Below are 14665 nucleotides of genomic sequence, written 5' to 3'. Positions count from 1 at the left end.
GGGATGCGCCGGGCAGAATGTCGGCGAGTCGGAGGTGAGCGTGCAGCAGATCGGAACTATCTGGGCAAGTTTGGACAGGCGTAAACAAATCATCCTCGCCGGTGCTGTTGTGCTGGTGTTTCTTGGAGTCCTTGCGATGTCACGGCTGGCAACGTCGCCGTCGATGACACTGCTGTATGCGGGGCTGGAAAGCGGTGCTGCAGGGGACATTGTGCGTTCGCTGGATCAGCGTGGCGTGCCATATGAGATTCGTGGCGGCTCGATCTATGTGCCCGGTAACGAGCGGGATGAGCTGCGCATGACCCTGGCCAGTGAAGGGCTGCCCGCAAATGGCAATCAGGGCTATGAACTGCTGGATTCGCTGAGCGGCTTCGGCACCACGTCGCAGATGTTCGATGCTGCCTATTGGCGCGCGAAAGAGGGTGAGCTGGCCCGTACCATCGTCGGTAGCCCGCATGTTAGCCAGGCGCGGGTGCATATCGCCAATGGCTCGAACAATCCGTTTCAGCGTAGCGTGGCACCGACGGCGTCGGTCTATCTGGTGCCGTCGGGGGCGCAGATTACCTCCGATCAGGCCAAAGCGATCCGGTTTCTGGTGGCCTCTGCCGTCAGTGGGTTGGCGCCCGACAATGTCACAGTTGTTGATTCCAATGGAGCAGTGATCGGCGCACAGGATAATACGGTGGCTGCGGATACGGCGGATGATAAGGCCCGCCAACTGCGCGAGCGTGTTCTGCGGCTGGTCGAGGCCCGCGTCGGGACAGGAAATGCTGTGGTTGAGGTCAGCGTTGATACGGTCACCAAAACAGAATCTATCCGTGAACGCCGCTTTGATCCCAACGGGCGCGTGGCCATAAGCACCGATGTCGAGGAACGCTCTGACAGTGCCCGCAATCAGTCTGCGGACGTTACGGTCGCGTCAAACCTGCCGGACGGGGACGGTGCTGGTGGGGACGAATCGAACTCTACCGCGACCCAGACCCGCGAACGGGTGAACTATGAGGTCTCTGAGACCGAGTTGGAGGTGCACAACGTCCCCGGCGCGATCAAGCGCCTGACCGTGGCAGTTCTGGTCAACGGCTCCCGAACGACCGATGCCGCGGGCGCCGAAACATTTGTACCCATGCCCGAAACTGAAATGGCGGCCTTGCAGGAACTTGTCGCGTCGGCTGTGGGGTTCGACGTGGAGCGTGGCGATGTCATTACATTGAAATCCATGGACTTGCCGGTGGTCAAGCCGCAGGGAACATTGGCCTCAGCTTCGATCTGGCAAAAGGTGCATTTTGACGCGATGTCCCTAATTCAGATGGCGGTTCTTGCGATTGTGTCCTTGGTACTGGGTCTGTTCGTGATCCGTCCGATCCTGATGAAACCGGCAATGGCCCCTGCGCTTTTGCCAGCGGGCGCGATCCCGGAACCCGAGGCCGTTCTGACCGGCGAAATTGCAACCGATGATAATGGTCAGTTCTCTTCATTGCCGGGGCAGGCCCTCGCTGGTGATGTCCCGGCGCTTGCCACACAGACCAGTGCGGATCCGGTGGACCGTTTGCGGGCAATGATCGGTGACAAGCAGGAGGAAACTGTCGAAATCCTGCGCAGCTGGCTGGAAGAAGGTGAGGAGCGTGTGTGATGTCGATAGCCCATCTTCTTGAGGATTTCACATTGCAGGCCGGGGGAGGCAAGCTGCATCTGCTGGATGAAGATGCGCTGGAAGAACAGCGGCTGGCGGCCTTCGAGCAAGGCTACAGCGCAGGCTGGGAAGACGCGGTGCAAGCGCAGGAAAAAAGCAACGGTCAGGTCTCGGCGGACCTGGGCAAATCGCTTGAGGATATGTCCTTTACCTATCACGAGGCCATCACGCGGATGACCCTGTCGCTGGAGCCGATGTTCGAAAGTCTGGTGCGCGTTGTTCTACCCGAAACCTTGGATCAGGGCTTTGCCGCACGGTTGGTTGAGCAGTTGAGCAGCATGGCACGGGAGCAGATTGGCCAGCCGATGCAGATTTTCGTGCCCGAAGGGTGCGCGGGTGACGTGGAGGGGTTGCTGCCGCAAGACCTGTCCTCGCCCACGCGCGTGATCGAGGATCCGTCGCTGCAACCCGGACAGGCCCGTCTGCAAGTTGGCATTTCCCAACGCGAGGTCGATTGCAGCAACTTGCTCGCCTCAATCTCGGGGGCATTCGACGCATATGTATTTGAGGCAAAAGAGGCAGTGACCAATGAGTGATCCGCAAACTCCGCATCCCGAAAAATCCAACCCGTTCGAGGCTGTCCCGATTGAGGTCACGGTTTCTGTTGGCCGTGCCCGACCATTGATCCGCGACCTGTTGAACATGGGCGAAAACGCTGTTCTTACGCTGGACAAAAGGATCGAAGATCCGGTGGATCTGTATGTCGGTGACCAACTGGTTGCGCGTGGACTGTTGGAGGAGATGGAGGGCGATCAGGCCGGTCAGCTCGCCGTGCGCCTGACCGAGATTGCGGATCTGCAAAACGGGATCGGTTGATGCGGGTCCTGCTTTGGCTAGTGGTCGCACTGGTGACGCTGTCCCCTTCGTTGGCTGCTGCGCAGGAGCTATCGTTGTCTCTGGGCGAAGGTGGGTCGATCTCGGCGCGGACGATCCAGCTGATTCTGCTGATAACGGTGCTCAGCCTGGCGCCGGGTCTGGCGATCATGATCACCTGTTTTCCCTTTTTGATCACTGTTCTGGCCATCCTGCGGCAAGGCATCGGGCTGCAGCAATCGCCGCCCAACATGTTGATCGTCAGCCTGGCCCTGTTTCTGACCTATTTCATCATGGAGCCGGTTTTTACCGAGGCATGGACCACCGGCATCCAACCAATGATCGAGGAGACGATGGAGGTCGAACCGGCGCTGGAGGTTGCAGTTCAACCCTTCCGCGCCTTCATGGCCGCGCGTCTGGACCCCGATACGTTTCACGCCATGGCAGCGCTGAGGCCCGGCGGCGAAGCCATCGCGTTGTCGCCAGAGGCACCGCTATCGATCCTGATGCCATCCTTCATGTTGTCCGAGATCGCGCGCGCCTTTCAAATCGGGTTTCTGATTTTCCTGCCATTTCTGATCATCGATCTGGTGGTGGCTGCGGTGCTGATGTCGATGGGCATGATGATGGTGCCACCAGCAACAGTGTCGCTTCCGTTTAAGCTGGCGTTCTTCGTCATCGCGGATGGCTGGTCGCTGATTGCCGGGGCGCTGGTACGCAGTTACATGACCTGAGCGGTCACTGTCGGGTGATCTGTAACCGGGCGCGCAAGCCCTGGTCTCCCGCTTCAAAACTCAGGTTTCCACCATGCTGCTCGGCAATGGTGGAGGCAATGGTCAGCCCCAGGCCGAACCCGTCCGACGACCCGGTGTTGGCCCCCCGTTGAAACGGGGCCATTAGGGCTTCGATATCTGATACGGACAGATCAGCACCTTTATCCTCGACTGTGATGGTTGCAGTGCTTGCGTCGGTTTCCAGTTGGACCTCGGCGTGGCGACCGTATTTCAGTGCGTTGTCAATCAGGTTGGTGAGTGCCCGCTTCAGCGAGATCGGCCGACCCATCACCAGCATCCGCCGCGTTTCCGGCAACGATCCGCGCCCACGGCGAGACATAAAGACCGACGGAGCGCCCTCTATCGCGACAGGAGCGATCTTTTTCAATGTCACCGGCAGGTCCATGTCCTGATAATCGGCAACCATGGACTCGACCAATGACGTCAGCGAAATCTGACGGGGTTCTTCGATGCTGAGTTCCGAGCGGGTATAGGTCAGCACGCTTTCGATCATGCCGGTCATCTGATCCACGTCAGCCTCGAGCTTTTCGCGCAGTTCCTCATCCGGGATCAGGGCCGCACGTAGGCGGACCCGTGTGGCGGGTGTGCCCAGATCGTGACTGACACCGGACAATACCGTTGCGCGTTTTTCCAGCTGCATCCGTTCCGCATCGAGATGGTCGTTCACCGCTGAGACGATGTCACGCAATTCCGCCGGGCCATCGGCATCATAGCTGTTAGGCCCTCCCCGGCGTTTGCGGTCGCGCAGGGCGCTTGAGAACCGGGTGAAACTGTCCGAAACATTGCCGACCGAGGTCAGAATAACCGCCAGTGCCACAATGGCGGCCAGAATGGCGGGCAGGCGCAGATCGGCAGGCGCGGCGTTGCAGCCCCAGATGTCGGTGCCGTCCACCTGCTGCCAGTCATTGCGTCCAAACCGGGCGATCAGAATGGGCTCGCTGCAATAGGTTGCCAAAAGGCGGGTCAGGTTGCCCATCTTTTCCGGTCCGGTCTGGTCGATGCGCGACAGGATGTCGGAGACCGGATAAACCAGCCGGTCGGACATTACGGCCAGAGTCAGTTCCCGCCCGGCAAGTGGCGCAGTGTTGTCTGTCAGAATCGACAGGTTGGTTACAAAGCTGCGGCCTGACAGGCCCGGTAATTGCTCAAACCGCCCCGCACCAGCCAATTGCGCGGCCTCTGGCGTTAACGGAGTGACCCTGATTCCCGCCGGTGGAGTTTTGTTCACGCGCAGCTCCTCGTAGACGGAAAAGCCAGCGACATAGGCGCGGGTCAAATACTCGTCCCATGCGCGGGCCGAAGCGAACCAAAGCCCGGCAGACAAAAGCCCCGAGGCAAAGGCCGCTCCGGTCCAGATCCAGCCCAGACTGCGCAGGCGCGGCGCGCGCGGGTTCATGCGTCCTCTTCCGCCTGCACATCCACGGCAAAGACATACCCAACGCCGCGCTCGGTGCGCAGCATCTGGGGGTCTTTCGGGTTGGTTTCGATCTTGGATCGCAACCGTCCGACCAGCATGTCGATGGCGCGGCCCTGTGCCTCGGGTTTGTCGCTGTCGCCGGTGACGTCCAGCGCGGCGGCGATCTCATCACGGGTCAGGGGGATATGCGGGTTGGCCAGCAGCACCTTGAGCAGCGCGGTTTCCCGCTGTGAAAGAGAGACCAGATAGCCTTCGGGCGAATGCACCTCGTCCCGTTTGCCGTCATAGACCCAGCCGTCAAACCGAAAGGTCCGCGTACGACGGCGGTAGGTCAGCGACGGCGTGCGCCGGGCCCGCTGCATCACCGCCCGGACACGGGCCAGCATCAGCTTCGGATTAAACGGTTTGGCAATATAATCGTCAGCGCCGACCTCATATCCTGCCATCCGCTGATGGTCTGCGGACAGGGCCGAGACAAGAATGATCGGCACGTCCTGTTCGGCCCGAAGGCGGGCACAGATCTCGACCCCGTTTTCGTCGCCCAGCATCACATCCAGCAGGATCAGGTCGATCCGCCCCGCGTTCAGGTGGGTCCGGATTTCCTTTTCGGAACTGGCGGGCAGAGCGATGAAGCCGTTCTGATGCAGGAATTGGGTCATCATCGACCGCATGTCCGGGTCGTCATCCACCACCAAAAGCCGCGGAATGCTCACTGTAACTTTCCTCCCGATCTGCGCCCCTCTGGTGCCGTCAATTGTAACGAACGGAAACAGATTCAATGTCAACGTAACACGTTGTAACAAAAGCGGTGAATATTTGGATCGTTAGGGGTGCAAGACCAGGATTGCGCGTTGCCAGATGGGTTTCCCGCGCCAGAATAGCGTCCATCGCCGCTGATAAGGTGGCACGGAGTTCTCAGGGAGGAGACAAGACATGAAGCGTTTTGCATTCGCAACGGTTTCGACACTGGCCGTCGCGGCAGGGTCATCGGCCATGGCCGAACCGCAGGCCGAGGTTTTGCATTGGTGGACATCGGGCGGTGAGGCCAAATCGGTGGCCGTTCTGCAGGAAGAGTTTGCCTCGAACGGCGGCACCTGGACTGATATGCCGGTGGCAGGCGGCGGTGGTGATGCCGCAATGACCGCGCTGCGCGCCCGCGTTCTGGCCGGTAACGCGCCGACGGCCGTTCAGCTGAAAGGCCCGGCCATTCAGGAATGGTATGAAGAGGGCGTTCTGGCTGACATCTCGTCCGTCGCTGAGGCCGAAGGCTGGGCCGACGTGCTGCCCGCGTCGATCGCAGGTCACATGAAGTGCGAAGGCACCTGGTGTGCAGCACCGGTAAATGTGCACCGTGTGGATTGGATTTGGGCCAACGCCGACGTTCTGGCGGCCAATGGCATCGAAATGCCGACCACCTGGGACGAATTCAACGCCGCCGCTGAAAAGCTGCAGGCCGCTGGCGTGATCCCGCTGGCCCATGGTGGTCAGGCGTGGCAGGACGCGACCGTCTTTGAAACCGTAGTTCTGGGCATTGGCGGGCCTGAGTTCTTCCAGAAAGCGCTGGTTGATCTGGACCCCGAGGCGCTGACCTCGGACACGATGGTTCAGGTGTTTGACCAAATGCGCACGCTGCGTGGTTATGTGGACGAGAACTTTTCGGGCCGCGACTGGAACCTGGCAACGGCCATGGTGATGAATGGCGAAGCGGCGTTCCAGATCATGGGCGACTGGGCCAAAGGTGAATTCCTGGCAGCTGGCAAGAAGCCCGGCGAGGACTTCCTGTGCGCCTCAACCCCCGGCGACGGATATCTGTACAACGTCGACAGCTTTGCCATGTTCGATGTGGACGGTGACGACAAGAAAGCCGGTCAGGACCTGCTGGCCAAGCTGATCGTCGCGCCGAACTTCCAGAAAGTGTTCAACCTGAACAAGGGCTCGATCCCTGCACGCACCGACGTGGTGCTGGATGACTTCGACATCTGTGCCAACCTGTCGGCCGAAGACATGGGCTCGACGTCGGACGCTGGTTCTCTGCTTCCGTCTTACGCTCATGGCATGGCGCTGCGCGGGTCGCAGGCCGGTGCGATCACCGATGTTGTGACCGCGCATTTCAACTCGGATATGTCCTCGGCTGACGCGGTTCAGCAATTGGCGGACGCAGTGGCAAACAGCTACTGATCCAACACGCTCTGCCCCCAATAACACGGGGCAGAGCATCTTTCCCCGGAGGCTAAAATGTCCGAATGGCTGGAAAACCACCTGCCCAAGGTGGTGCTGGCACCGTCGTTCATTGCCGTATTGATCTTTGTCTACGGCTTTATCGGATGGACGGCGTGGGTGTCACTGACACGATCTAAACTACTGCCGAAATACGAGATCAAGGGCTTCATCCAGTATGAACGCCTGTTCGACTCGCCCCGCTGGGATACGGCAATCAACAACCTGTATATCTTTGGCGCGCTGTTCATCGTGATCGCGATGGTGCTGGGCCTGTTGCTGGCCATCCTGCTGGATCAGAAAATCCGTGTCGAAGGGGCCATCCGCACGATCTACCTGTACCCGATGGCGCTGTCGATGATCGTGACCGGTACCGCGTGGAAGTGGATTCTGAACCCGGGTCTGGGCATCGAATCCATGGTACAAGGCTGGGGCTTTCCCAACTTCGAATTCGACTGGCTGGTGAACCCCGATTACGCCATTTACACTATCGTGATTGCAGCGATCTGGCAGAGCTCGGGCTTTGTTATGGCGCTGTTCCTTGCCGGTCTGCGGTCCGTGGACGGAGAGATCATCAAGGCCGCGCAGGTCGATGGTATACCAACGTGGCGCATCTATACGGCGATCATCATCCCGTCGATGGCACCGATCTTCCTGTCGGCCTTCATCGTGCTGGCCCACCTCGCAATCAAAAGCTTTGACCTTGTCATCGCCCTTACCGGCGGCGGTCCGGGTTACGCAACCGATCTGCCAGCCACGTATATGTACGCCATGGCGTTTTCGCGCGGCGATATCGGGCAAGCGGCCTCGTCCGCGATGATCATGATGCTGGTCGTCTTTGCGATCGTGGTTCCCTATCTTTACTCAGAGCTGAGGGCGAAAAATGACTGATCTGTCGATGCCCCAAACCCAAACCCGCACCCAAAGCGCCACCGGCAAGATTGCCCTACGTTGGTTGCTGTATGTCCTGCTGGGCCTGTTCGCGCTGTATTACCTGATGCCGCTTTTCGTGATGCTGACGACATCATTGAAAAGCCTTGAGGAGATTCGCACCGGCAGCCTGATAGCACTGCCACGCGAGGTCAGCTTTGACGCCTGGAAAACCGCGTGGTCGAGCGCCTGTACCGGTATCCAGTGCGAAGGTCTGCGGCCTTACTTCTGGAACTCGGTCCTGATCGCGGTGCCTGCGGTCGCCATCTCAACCCTACTGGGGGCGCTAAACGGCTATGTCGTGGCACAGTGGCGGTTCAAAGGCGCGAACATCATCTTCTCGCTGATGCTGTTTGGCTGCTTCATCCCGTTTCAGGTTGTGCTGCTGCCAATGGCGCGCCTTCTGGGCCTCATGGGCATCGCTGGCACCATTCCGGGCCTGATCTTCGTCCATGTGATCTACGGGCTGGGTTTCACCACGCTGTTCTTCCGCAACTACTATGTCACCATTCCGTCCGAGCTGACAAAGGCAGCGCGTGTGGATGGTGCCGGTTTCCTGCGGATTTTCTGGTCGATCTTCCTGCCATTGTCGCTGCCGATTATCGTGGTGACCGTGATCTGGCAGTTCACGCAGATCTGGAACGACTTCCTGTTTGGCGTGTCATTCAGTCAGGCGGGCACACAGCCCGTGACCGTGGCGCTCAATAACATCGTAAACTCCACCACCGGCGTCAAAGAGTACAACGTCGACATGGCTGCCGCGATCATCGCGGGACTGCCGACGCTGCTCGTCTATGTCGTTGCCGGTAAGTATTTCATCCGCGGTCTGACCGCTGGTTCTGTGAAGGGATAAGACCCATGGCTCCCATCCTCGATATCAACAATCTGTACAAGAATTACGGCACGACCGAGGTTCTGAAAGACATCAACATCTCGATCGAGCCGGGCGATTTCCTGGTGCTGGTCGGCCCGTCGGGCTGCGGCAAGTCCACTCTGCTGAACTGTATTGCGGGGTTGGAGGAGATCACCGGCGGCACGCTGTCCATCGGCGGCAAGGACATGACCCATGTCAGCCCCAAGGATCGTGACATCGCGATGGTGTTTCAGTCCTACGCTTTGTATCCAACGATGTCAGTGGCCAAGAACATCACCTTTGGCATGAAAGTACGTGGCGTCGATCAGGCGACACAGGAGGCCAAGCTGAAAGAGGTTGCCTCGCTGTTGCAGATTGAACCACTGCTAAACCGCCGCCCCAGCCAGTTGTCGGGCGGTCAGCGTCAACGTGTGGCGATGGGCCGGGCGCTGGTGCGTGATCCCAAGCTGTTCCTGTTTGACGAACCGCTTTCGAACCTCGACGCCAAGCTGCGGGTCGAGATGCGGACCGAGATCAAGAAGCTGCACCAGACGCTGGATGCCTCGATCGTGTACGTAACCCACGACCAGATTGAGGCGATGACGCTGGCGACAAAGATCGTGGTGCTGAAAGGCGGGATTGTGCAGCAGATCGGCAGCCCGGCCGAGATATACAACAACCCGGCCAACCTGTTTGTGGCCGATTTCATGGGTTCACCGGCAATGAACCTGATCCCAGCGCAAGCCAGCAAAGAAGGCTCTGGCATGCAGATCGCAATTGAGCGCGGCGCGGGTGAGAAACTGGTGCTGAACGACGCCCGCGACCTGTCGCTGCCTTCAGATGTGATTCTGGGTCTGCGCCCCGAGGACATCGCCGAGGCCGGGTTCCGCGCCGGGGCCGGTGTGCAAGAGGCCGCGTGCATGGTCGACATGGTCGAACCTGCGGGCGCTGACACTTACGTGGTTTCGGAATTGGGCGGCAAACAGGTTACTGCGCGACTGCATGCTGAAACCAGTGCACAGGCAGGCAAGATGCTGAACCTCGCCTTTGACATGAGCAAAGTGTCCTACTTTGCTAAGGAAACTGGTGAGCGGTTGAACTAAGGAAAAACGCCGCGTGATCTGATCACGCGGCGCTTTCAAACCTTAAGCCAGTTTAACTGAGCTTGTTCTGTTTCATGTCCTTGATCAGACGGTTCAGGTCGCCGCCGCGTGCGTCAAGCATGGCACCGACTTCGGTGCGTTCAGTCAGCAGCATGTTCACCCCTTCGATAAACATGTTGAAGAACCTGTCACGCCCTGACTTGTCCGAGACCAGGAATGTCACCTCGAACGGAGACGAGCCTTGCAGCTTGACCGAGGTGCGCACCTCGTAGCCTGCCTTGATCTTGCGGGCATTGCGAACGGTGACCTGACCGCCGATGAATTCGCGGAAGCGGCGACCGTATTTGTTCGAGATATAGCCCTGAAACGCCTTGGTGAATTGTTTCAGCTGCGACGGGCTGGCCGAGCGGCCATCGGCCCCCAACACATACCGCGCCATGATCGGAACATCGGCATATTGCACGAAAATCTTCTCGAAATCGCGGATCATGGCTTTTTCGGATTTGCCCGAGGCGATCACGCGGTTGATGTCGTCTACAACACTGACAACCAGCGCCTTGGCGCTGGCTTCGGTCTGGGCAAAGGCGGGCAAAGGCAGGGTGGTCAGCGCCAGGCCGGCAAGGCCTGTGGCTACAAAATGACGTCGGTTCAAATAGTTACTCGGCATAGGGGTCCTCGTAAGGGTCTAGGTAGGGGTCCCTGACCGGGTCGGTCCCGGTTTCGGCATAGGGGTCATCATACAGGCCCAGATAGGCATCCTCATCGTCCCGCGCCAGTTCAAAGCGGCGGTTTTGGATGAAAATTGTCTGCGCCTGCGCATAGCTGTCGGCACTTTCATAGAGGATCGAGTCGACCGTATCCGAGAACCGGCCGCGATCACCCATGCGGCGTACGACCTCAGCATATACCCCGATATTGTCGACCGGTCGCACAGGGGTGAAATTGATCGGGTTCGAGAACAGGTTGACCACGACCCCAATCGCGTCCCGTTGGGTTGACGGGCCGTAAAATGGCAGTTCGACATAGGCACCTTCGCCCACGCCCCAGACATGCAGGGTTTCCCCGAAATCGGTATCCACCGGCGGCAGGTTCAGTTCGCTGGCCGGATCGGAAAGGCCGACACCGCCCACGGTCGTGTTGATAACAAACCGCAGCAACGCATTGCCCGACTGTTTCAGATTGCCCTGAAGCAGATAGTCCAGCGCCTGCCCTGGCATCGTCAGGTTCTCGGCGAAGTGGTTGAAGCTCGTCACCATCGGATCGGGCACGATCTTGACATAGCCTTTCGAGGCCGGACGGAACAGAAAGCGGTCAACGCCCAGATTGAACTTGTGAATGCCCCGGTTGTTGCGTTCGTAGGGATCGAAAACCTCGTTGGGTGGGGTCCCCTCGGGTGGTCGCGTGGCGCAGGCGCCAAGAACTGTCATGATGGACAGAGCGATTAAGTGCTTAAAGCTGGGTCTGCTCAACACGTTCTTTGCCACTCCAAACCGATCAGGCGTCTTATGCCCGAACTTTCAATCAATACTGCCTGTGGCCGTTCGCGCGACCCAATCCGTTTTCACATAGCCGTTTCACACTCAATATGAAACAGCTAGCGTTTAACCTGTCCGGTTGCTCAAGGTAAAGTGACACAATCTCAAATGTTCTGAATAAGACATTCTACGCCCAGCCTGCGGACCTGTCCGCGCAAGATTTCGCACTTTCCGAACCGGGTCTTCCCGGTTAGCTTCGCCCCGACTCAGAGATTGGGAGAAACGTCATGAGCATCGCAGCGAAACTGGAAAGTCTGGGCATCAAACTGCCGGACGCCCCGGCACCGGCCGCAAATTATGTCCCGTTCGTGCGGGTGGGCAATATCGTTTACGTCTCGGGGCAGATTTCCAAGGCTGACGATCTGATCACCGGCAAGCTGGGCGATGATATGGAAATCGAAGCGGGTGCGGCGGCAGCCCAGGTGTGCGCCATCAACCTGCTGGCACAGGTCAAGGCGGCCTGCGGTGGCGACATCGATAAGCTGGTGCGGGTGATCAAACTGACCGGTTTTGTGAATTCAACCGCCGATTTCACCGCACAGCCGCAGGTCATCAACGGCGCGTCGGACTTTTTGGTCGAGGCGCTGGGCGAGGCAGGCCGCCATTCCCGGTCCGCCGTCAGCGCCGCAGCCTTGCCGCTGGGCGTGGCCGTCGAAATCGAAGGCATTTTCGAGGTCCAATGACGCCAGCTTTGCCTGCAGAGTTCCTGCACACCCCGATCGCGCATCGGGCGCTGCATGACAAAACGGACAACCGCCCGGAAAACAGCCGGGCGGCCATTCGCGCCGCTGTTGAGGCCGGGTATGGGATCGAGATTGATCTGCAGATGACCTCGGACAACCGGGCGATGGTGTTTCATGACTATGACATGACACGCCTGACAGGTCAGCCTGGTCCGATTCAGCAGATCTCGGCGGCGCAGGCGCAAGCCACCCCGCTGTTGCATGCGGATGACGGGATTCCATCGCTGGACGAAGTGCTGGAGATAGTTGCGGGCCGGGTGCCTTTGTTGATCGAATTCAAGGATCAGGACGGGGCGATGGGCCCCGCTGTCGGAACATTGGAGGCGGATGCCGTACGTGCGCTGCAAGGTTATGACGGACCGGTGGCTCTGATGTCGTTTAACCCCAATTCCGTGGCCGAGCTTGCGCGCCTTGCACCGCATTTGCCGCGCGGCATAGTAACCTGTTCCTACCAGCCCAAAGTCGAGCTTTTGCCGCAGGCCGTCTGCGATCACCTGCGCGACATTCCTGATTTCGACCGAGTCGGTGCCAGCTTCATCAGTCATGAAGCCGATGATCTGAGCCGCCCTCGTGTGGCCGAGTTGAAGGCGCGCGGAGTGCCGATCCTGTGCTGGACGGTGCGCTCGCCGGAACAAGAGGCGCAGGCCCGTGCCGTTGCCGATAATGTGACCTTCGAAGGGTATTTAGCCCCCCATCCGGGTTGAACCGTCCTTCGGGTGTCACAGATAAAGGGCAGGACTCGGAGGGCACATGGATCAGGCGCAAATCGAAGTTCGGGTATTGGGATCGCTCTCGCAGATTTCTGCGGCCGAGTGGGACGGTTGCGCCTGCCCCGAGACCGCCGATGGTGGGCGGCCGCTGGACCCGTTTACCACTCATCGGTTCCTTTCCGCGCTGGAAAACAGCGGCTCGGTTGGGCGCGGCACCGGTTGGCAGCCACAGTACCTGACCACATATTTGGACGGAATGCTGATTGCCGCGGCCCCAATGTACGCCAAGTCACACAGCCAGGGGGAATACATCTTCGACCACAGTTGGGCGCATGCGTATGAGAACGCAGGTGGTCGGTATTATCCCAAGCTGCAGATCGCGGTGCCGTTCACCCCTGCCACCGGACGCCGTTTTCTGGTACGATCGGGGTACGAGGCGCTGGGCATGTCGGCGCTGGTGCAGGGTGCGGTGCAACTGGCGGCCGACAACCGGGTGTCGTCCCTCCACGCTACCTTCTGCACCGAGGACGAGGCACTGGCCGGTGAGCAGATGGGCCTGATGTTGCGTCAGTCGCAGCAATTTCACTGGTTGAACGATGATTACGTCGATTTCGACGCGTTTCTGGCTGCTCTTTCGTCGCGCAAGCGCAAGAATATCCGCAAAGAGCGGGCGCAGGCTTGCGGTTTTGGCGGTGAGGTTCGAACGCTGACGGGCGATGACCTGCGCCCCGAACATTGGGACGCTTTCTGGCAATTCTATCAGGATACAGGGTCGCGCAAATGGGGGGCACCCTATCTGACTCGGCAATTCTTTGATATCGCGCAGGAAACCATGGCGGATGACATGGCGCTGATCCTGGCCGAGCGCGACGGCCATCCGGTTGCTGGTGCGCTGAACTTTATCGGACGCGAAACGCTATTCGGCCGCTACTGGGGCTGTATCGAGCATCACCCCTGCCTGCATTTCGAACTGTGCTATTATAGGGCCATTGATTTTGCCATTGCGGAAGGTCTGGCGCGGGTTGAGGCTGGCGCGCAGGGAGAACACAAGCTGGCGCGTGGTTATCTGCCGACGCGCACGCATAGCTTGCATTGGGTCGCCGACCCTGGCTTTGCCGATGCGATCAAGAAATATCTGGACGCCGAGGCCCACGCAGTGGGAGAAGAGATTGAGATTCTGACGGAATACGGCCCGTTCAGGAAATCGAACCCGGAGGAACAGCAATGACCGAACTATTGTCGCCCGAGACCCGCGGACCGCTTCTGGACCCGCTGTTCAACAACGGCTGGACCATGGTCGAAGACCGGGATGCGATCACTAAAACCTTTATCTTCGAGGACTTCGTGCACGCCTTCGGCTGGATGACGCAGGTGGCGATCTTTGCCGAGAAATGGAACCACCACCCCGAATGGTCCAACATCTACCGCACCGTTGAAGTGACGCTTGCCACACATGATGTGAATGGGCTGTCGGCGCTGGATGCCAAATTGGCGCGCAAGATGGACAGCCTCTGCTAGCGGTTGCCTGATCCCATTCCACCGGCAAGGGACGCGGCCACACCCATCTGCTCAAACTCGGCAGGTGTGACGGTGCCATCGCTGACATCAATGCCGCGCGGAATGCCTGTTGTCCGATTACCAACCTGACGCACGCTTCGCGCAGCGGGGTTAATGTCGAGACAGCGGTTGTTGTAACAGGTCAGGCCGCTGGTATTGATCTCAATCTGCGTCTGTCCGCCAGGCCCGGTCACCACCGGCGCTTGCGGTGCGTCACAAGCCCCGAACAGACCCAAAGCGGCAAGAAAGCCCCATTTGCGCATGGCACACCCCTATTTGTATCGCCCCGCCCGCGGCGAGGCG

General features: G+C 59.3%; 17 protein-coding genes. 12 read left to right on the top strand and 5 right to left on the bottom strand.

The genetic code is table 11. The features are described from left to right. Positions 1-40 precede the first annotated feature (40 nt). Genes fliF through fliP form a run of 4 tightly spaced genes read left to right on the top strand, consistent with a single transcriptional unit; the run spans position 41 to position 3237 of the window. Positions 41-1630: a flagellar basal-body MS-ring/collar protein FliF gene (gene fliF / locus ACR0IY_RS10675; RefSeq protein ID WP_480673025.1), complete on the top strand. Its 1590-nt coding sequence runs from the start codon at positions 41-43 to the stop codon at positions 1628-1630. Continuing rightward, positions 1630-2226 (top strand): FliH/SctL family protein, encoded by a 597-nt coding sequence (locus ACR0IY_RS10670; RefSeq protein ID WP_480673023.1) that lies wholly within the window; start codon positions 1630-1632, stop codon positions 2224-2226. Before fliF ends, ACR0IY_RS10670 begins: the two co-directional genes overlap by 1 nt. Continuing rightward, on the top strand, positions 2219-2506 hold the full coding sequence (locus ACR0IY_RS10665) for a FliM/FliN family flagellar motor switch protein (RefSeq protein WP_480673021.1): 288 nt from the start codon (positions 2219-2221) through the stop codon (positions 2504-2506). Before ACR0IY_RS10670 ends, ACR0IY_RS10665 begins: the two co-directional genes overlap by 8 nt. Further along, complete coding sequence (gene fliP, locus ACR0IY_RS10660) at positions 2506-3237, top strand: flagellar type III secretion system pore protein FliP (protein WP_480673019.1); 732 nt, start codon at positions 2506-2508, stop codon at positions 3235-3237. The genes ACR0IY_RS10665 and fliP overlap by 1 nt, the downstream gene beginning before the upstream one ends. A 4-nt stretch (positions 3238-3241) precedes the next feature. Here fliP and ACR0IY_RS10655 read toward each other — a convergent pair whose 3' ends face one another. Next, positions 3242-4693: a sensor histidine kinase gene (locus ACR0IY_RS10655; protein WP_480673017.1), complete on the bottom strand. Its 1452-nt coding sequence runs from the start codon at positions 4691-4693 to the stop codon at positions 3242-3244. Further along, positions 4690-5427, bottom strand: coding sequence for a response regulator transcription factor (locus ACR0IY_RS10650; protein ID WP_480673015.1), 738 nt, complete (start codon positions 5425-5427; stop codon positions 4690-4692). Before ACR0IY_RS10650 ends, ACR0IY_RS10655 begins: the two co-directional genes overlap by 4 nt. Positions 5428-5647: 220 nt before the next feature. Between ACR0IY_RS10650 and ACR0IY_RS10645 the strand changes: the two genes are divergently transcribed. From ACR0IY_RS10645 to ACR0IY_RS10630, 4 genes are read left to right on the top strand one after another with little or no spacing between them, the layout of a single operon-like run. Further along, positions 5648-6892, top strand: a complete 1245-nt coding sequence (locus ACR0IY_RS10645) for an ABC transporter substrate-binding protein (RefSeq protein ID WP_480673013.1) — start codon at positions 5648-5650, stop codon at positions 6890-6892. Between the two features lie 57 nt (positions 6893-6949). After that, a complete protein-coding gene (locus ACR0IY_RS10640; protein WP_039543053.1) occupies positions 6950-7822 on the top strand; it encodes a carbohydrate ABC transporter permease in 873 nt (290 codons plus the stop codon). Further along, positions 7815-8714, top strand: a complete 900-nt coding sequence (locus ACR0IY_RS10635) for a carbohydrate ABC transporter permease (RefSeq protein WP_480673011.1) — start codon at positions 7815-7817, stop codon at positions 8712-8714. Before ACR0IY_RS10640 ends, ACR0IY_RS10635 begins: the two co-directional genes overlap by 8 nt. A gap of 5 nt (positions 8715-8719) precedes the next feature. Then, on the top strand, positions 8720-9817 hold the full coding sequence (locus ACR0IY_RS10630) for an ABC transporter ATP-binding protein (RefSeq protein ID WP_480673009.1): 1098 nt from the start codon (positions 8720-8722) through the stop codon (positions 9815-9817). Positions 9818-9869: 52 nt separating this feature from the next. On the opposite strand, the gene ACR0IY_RS10625 is transcribed toward ACR0IY_RS10630, so the two are convergent. Continuing rightward, positions 9870-10484 carry an MlaC/ttg2D family ABC transporter substrate-binding protein gene (locus tag ACR0IY_RS10625; protein ID WP_480673007.1) on the bottom strand — a complete coding sequence of 205 codons (615 nt, stop codon included), beginning with the start codon at positions 10482-10484 and terminating at the stop codon, positions 9870-9872. Then, entirely contained in the window at positions 10474-11244 is a 771-nt protein-coding gene (locus ACR0IY_RS10620; protein WP_480673521.1) for an MlaA family lipoprotein, read from the bottom strand. The genes ACR0IY_RS10625 and ACR0IY_RS10620 overlap by 11 nt, the downstream gene beginning before the upstream one ends. A gap of 335 nt (positions 11245-11579) precedes the next feature. On the opposite strand from ACR0IY_RS10620, the gene ACR0IY_RS10615 reads away from it, so the two are divergent. The 4 genes from ACR0IY_RS10615 to ACR0IY_RS10600 are packed head-to-tail and all read left to right on the top strand — an operon-like array spanning position 11580 to position 14323. Further along, on the top strand, positions 11580-12035 hold the full coding sequence (locus tag ACR0IY_RS10615) for a RidA family protein (RefSeq protein WP_480673005.1): 456 nt from the start codon (positions 11580-11582) through the stop codon (positions 12033-12035). Continuing rightward, a complete protein-coding gene (locus ACR0IY_RS10610) occupies positions 12032-12799 on the top strand; it encodes a glycerophosphodiester phosphodiesterase family protein (protein WP_480673003.1) in 768 nt (255 codons plus the stop codon). Before ACR0IY_RS10615 ends, ACR0IY_RS10610 begins: the two co-directional genes overlap by 4 nt. A 46-nt stretch (positions 12800-12845) precedes the next feature. After that, positions 12846-14033 carry a GNAT family N-acetyltransferase gene (locus ACR0IY_RS10605; protein WP_480673001.1) on the top strand — a complete coding sequence of 396 codons (1188 nt, stop codon included), beginning with the start codon at positions 12846-12848 and terminating at the stop codon, positions 14031-14033. Then, on the top strand, positions 14030-14323 hold the full coding sequence (locus ACR0IY_RS10600; RefSeq protein WP_480672999.1) for a 4a-hydroxytetrahydrobiopterin dehydratase: 294 nt from the start codon (positions 14030-14032) through the stop codon (positions 14321-14323). The genes ACR0IY_RS10605 and ACR0IY_RS10600 overlap by 4 nt, the downstream gene beginning before the upstream one ends. Here ACR0IY_RS10600 and ACR0IY_RS10595 read toward each other — a convergent pair. Then, positions 14320-14625 carry a hypothetical protein gene (locus ACR0IY_RS10595; RefSeq protein WP_480672997.1) on the bottom strand — a complete coding sequence of 102 codons (306 nt, stop codon included), beginning with the start codon at positions 14623-14625 and terminating at the stop codon, positions 14320-14322. The two genes, ACR0IY_RS10600 and ACR0IY_RS10595, sit on opposite strands and share 4 nt — an antisense overlap. Between the last annotated feature and the right edge of the window lie 40 nt (positions 14626-14665).

This window comes from Ruegeria sp. BC1, from assembly GCF_056539305.1.
Note: the sequence above shows the minus strand (reverse complement) of the source record. Positions and strands in the feature narration are given on the sequence as shown.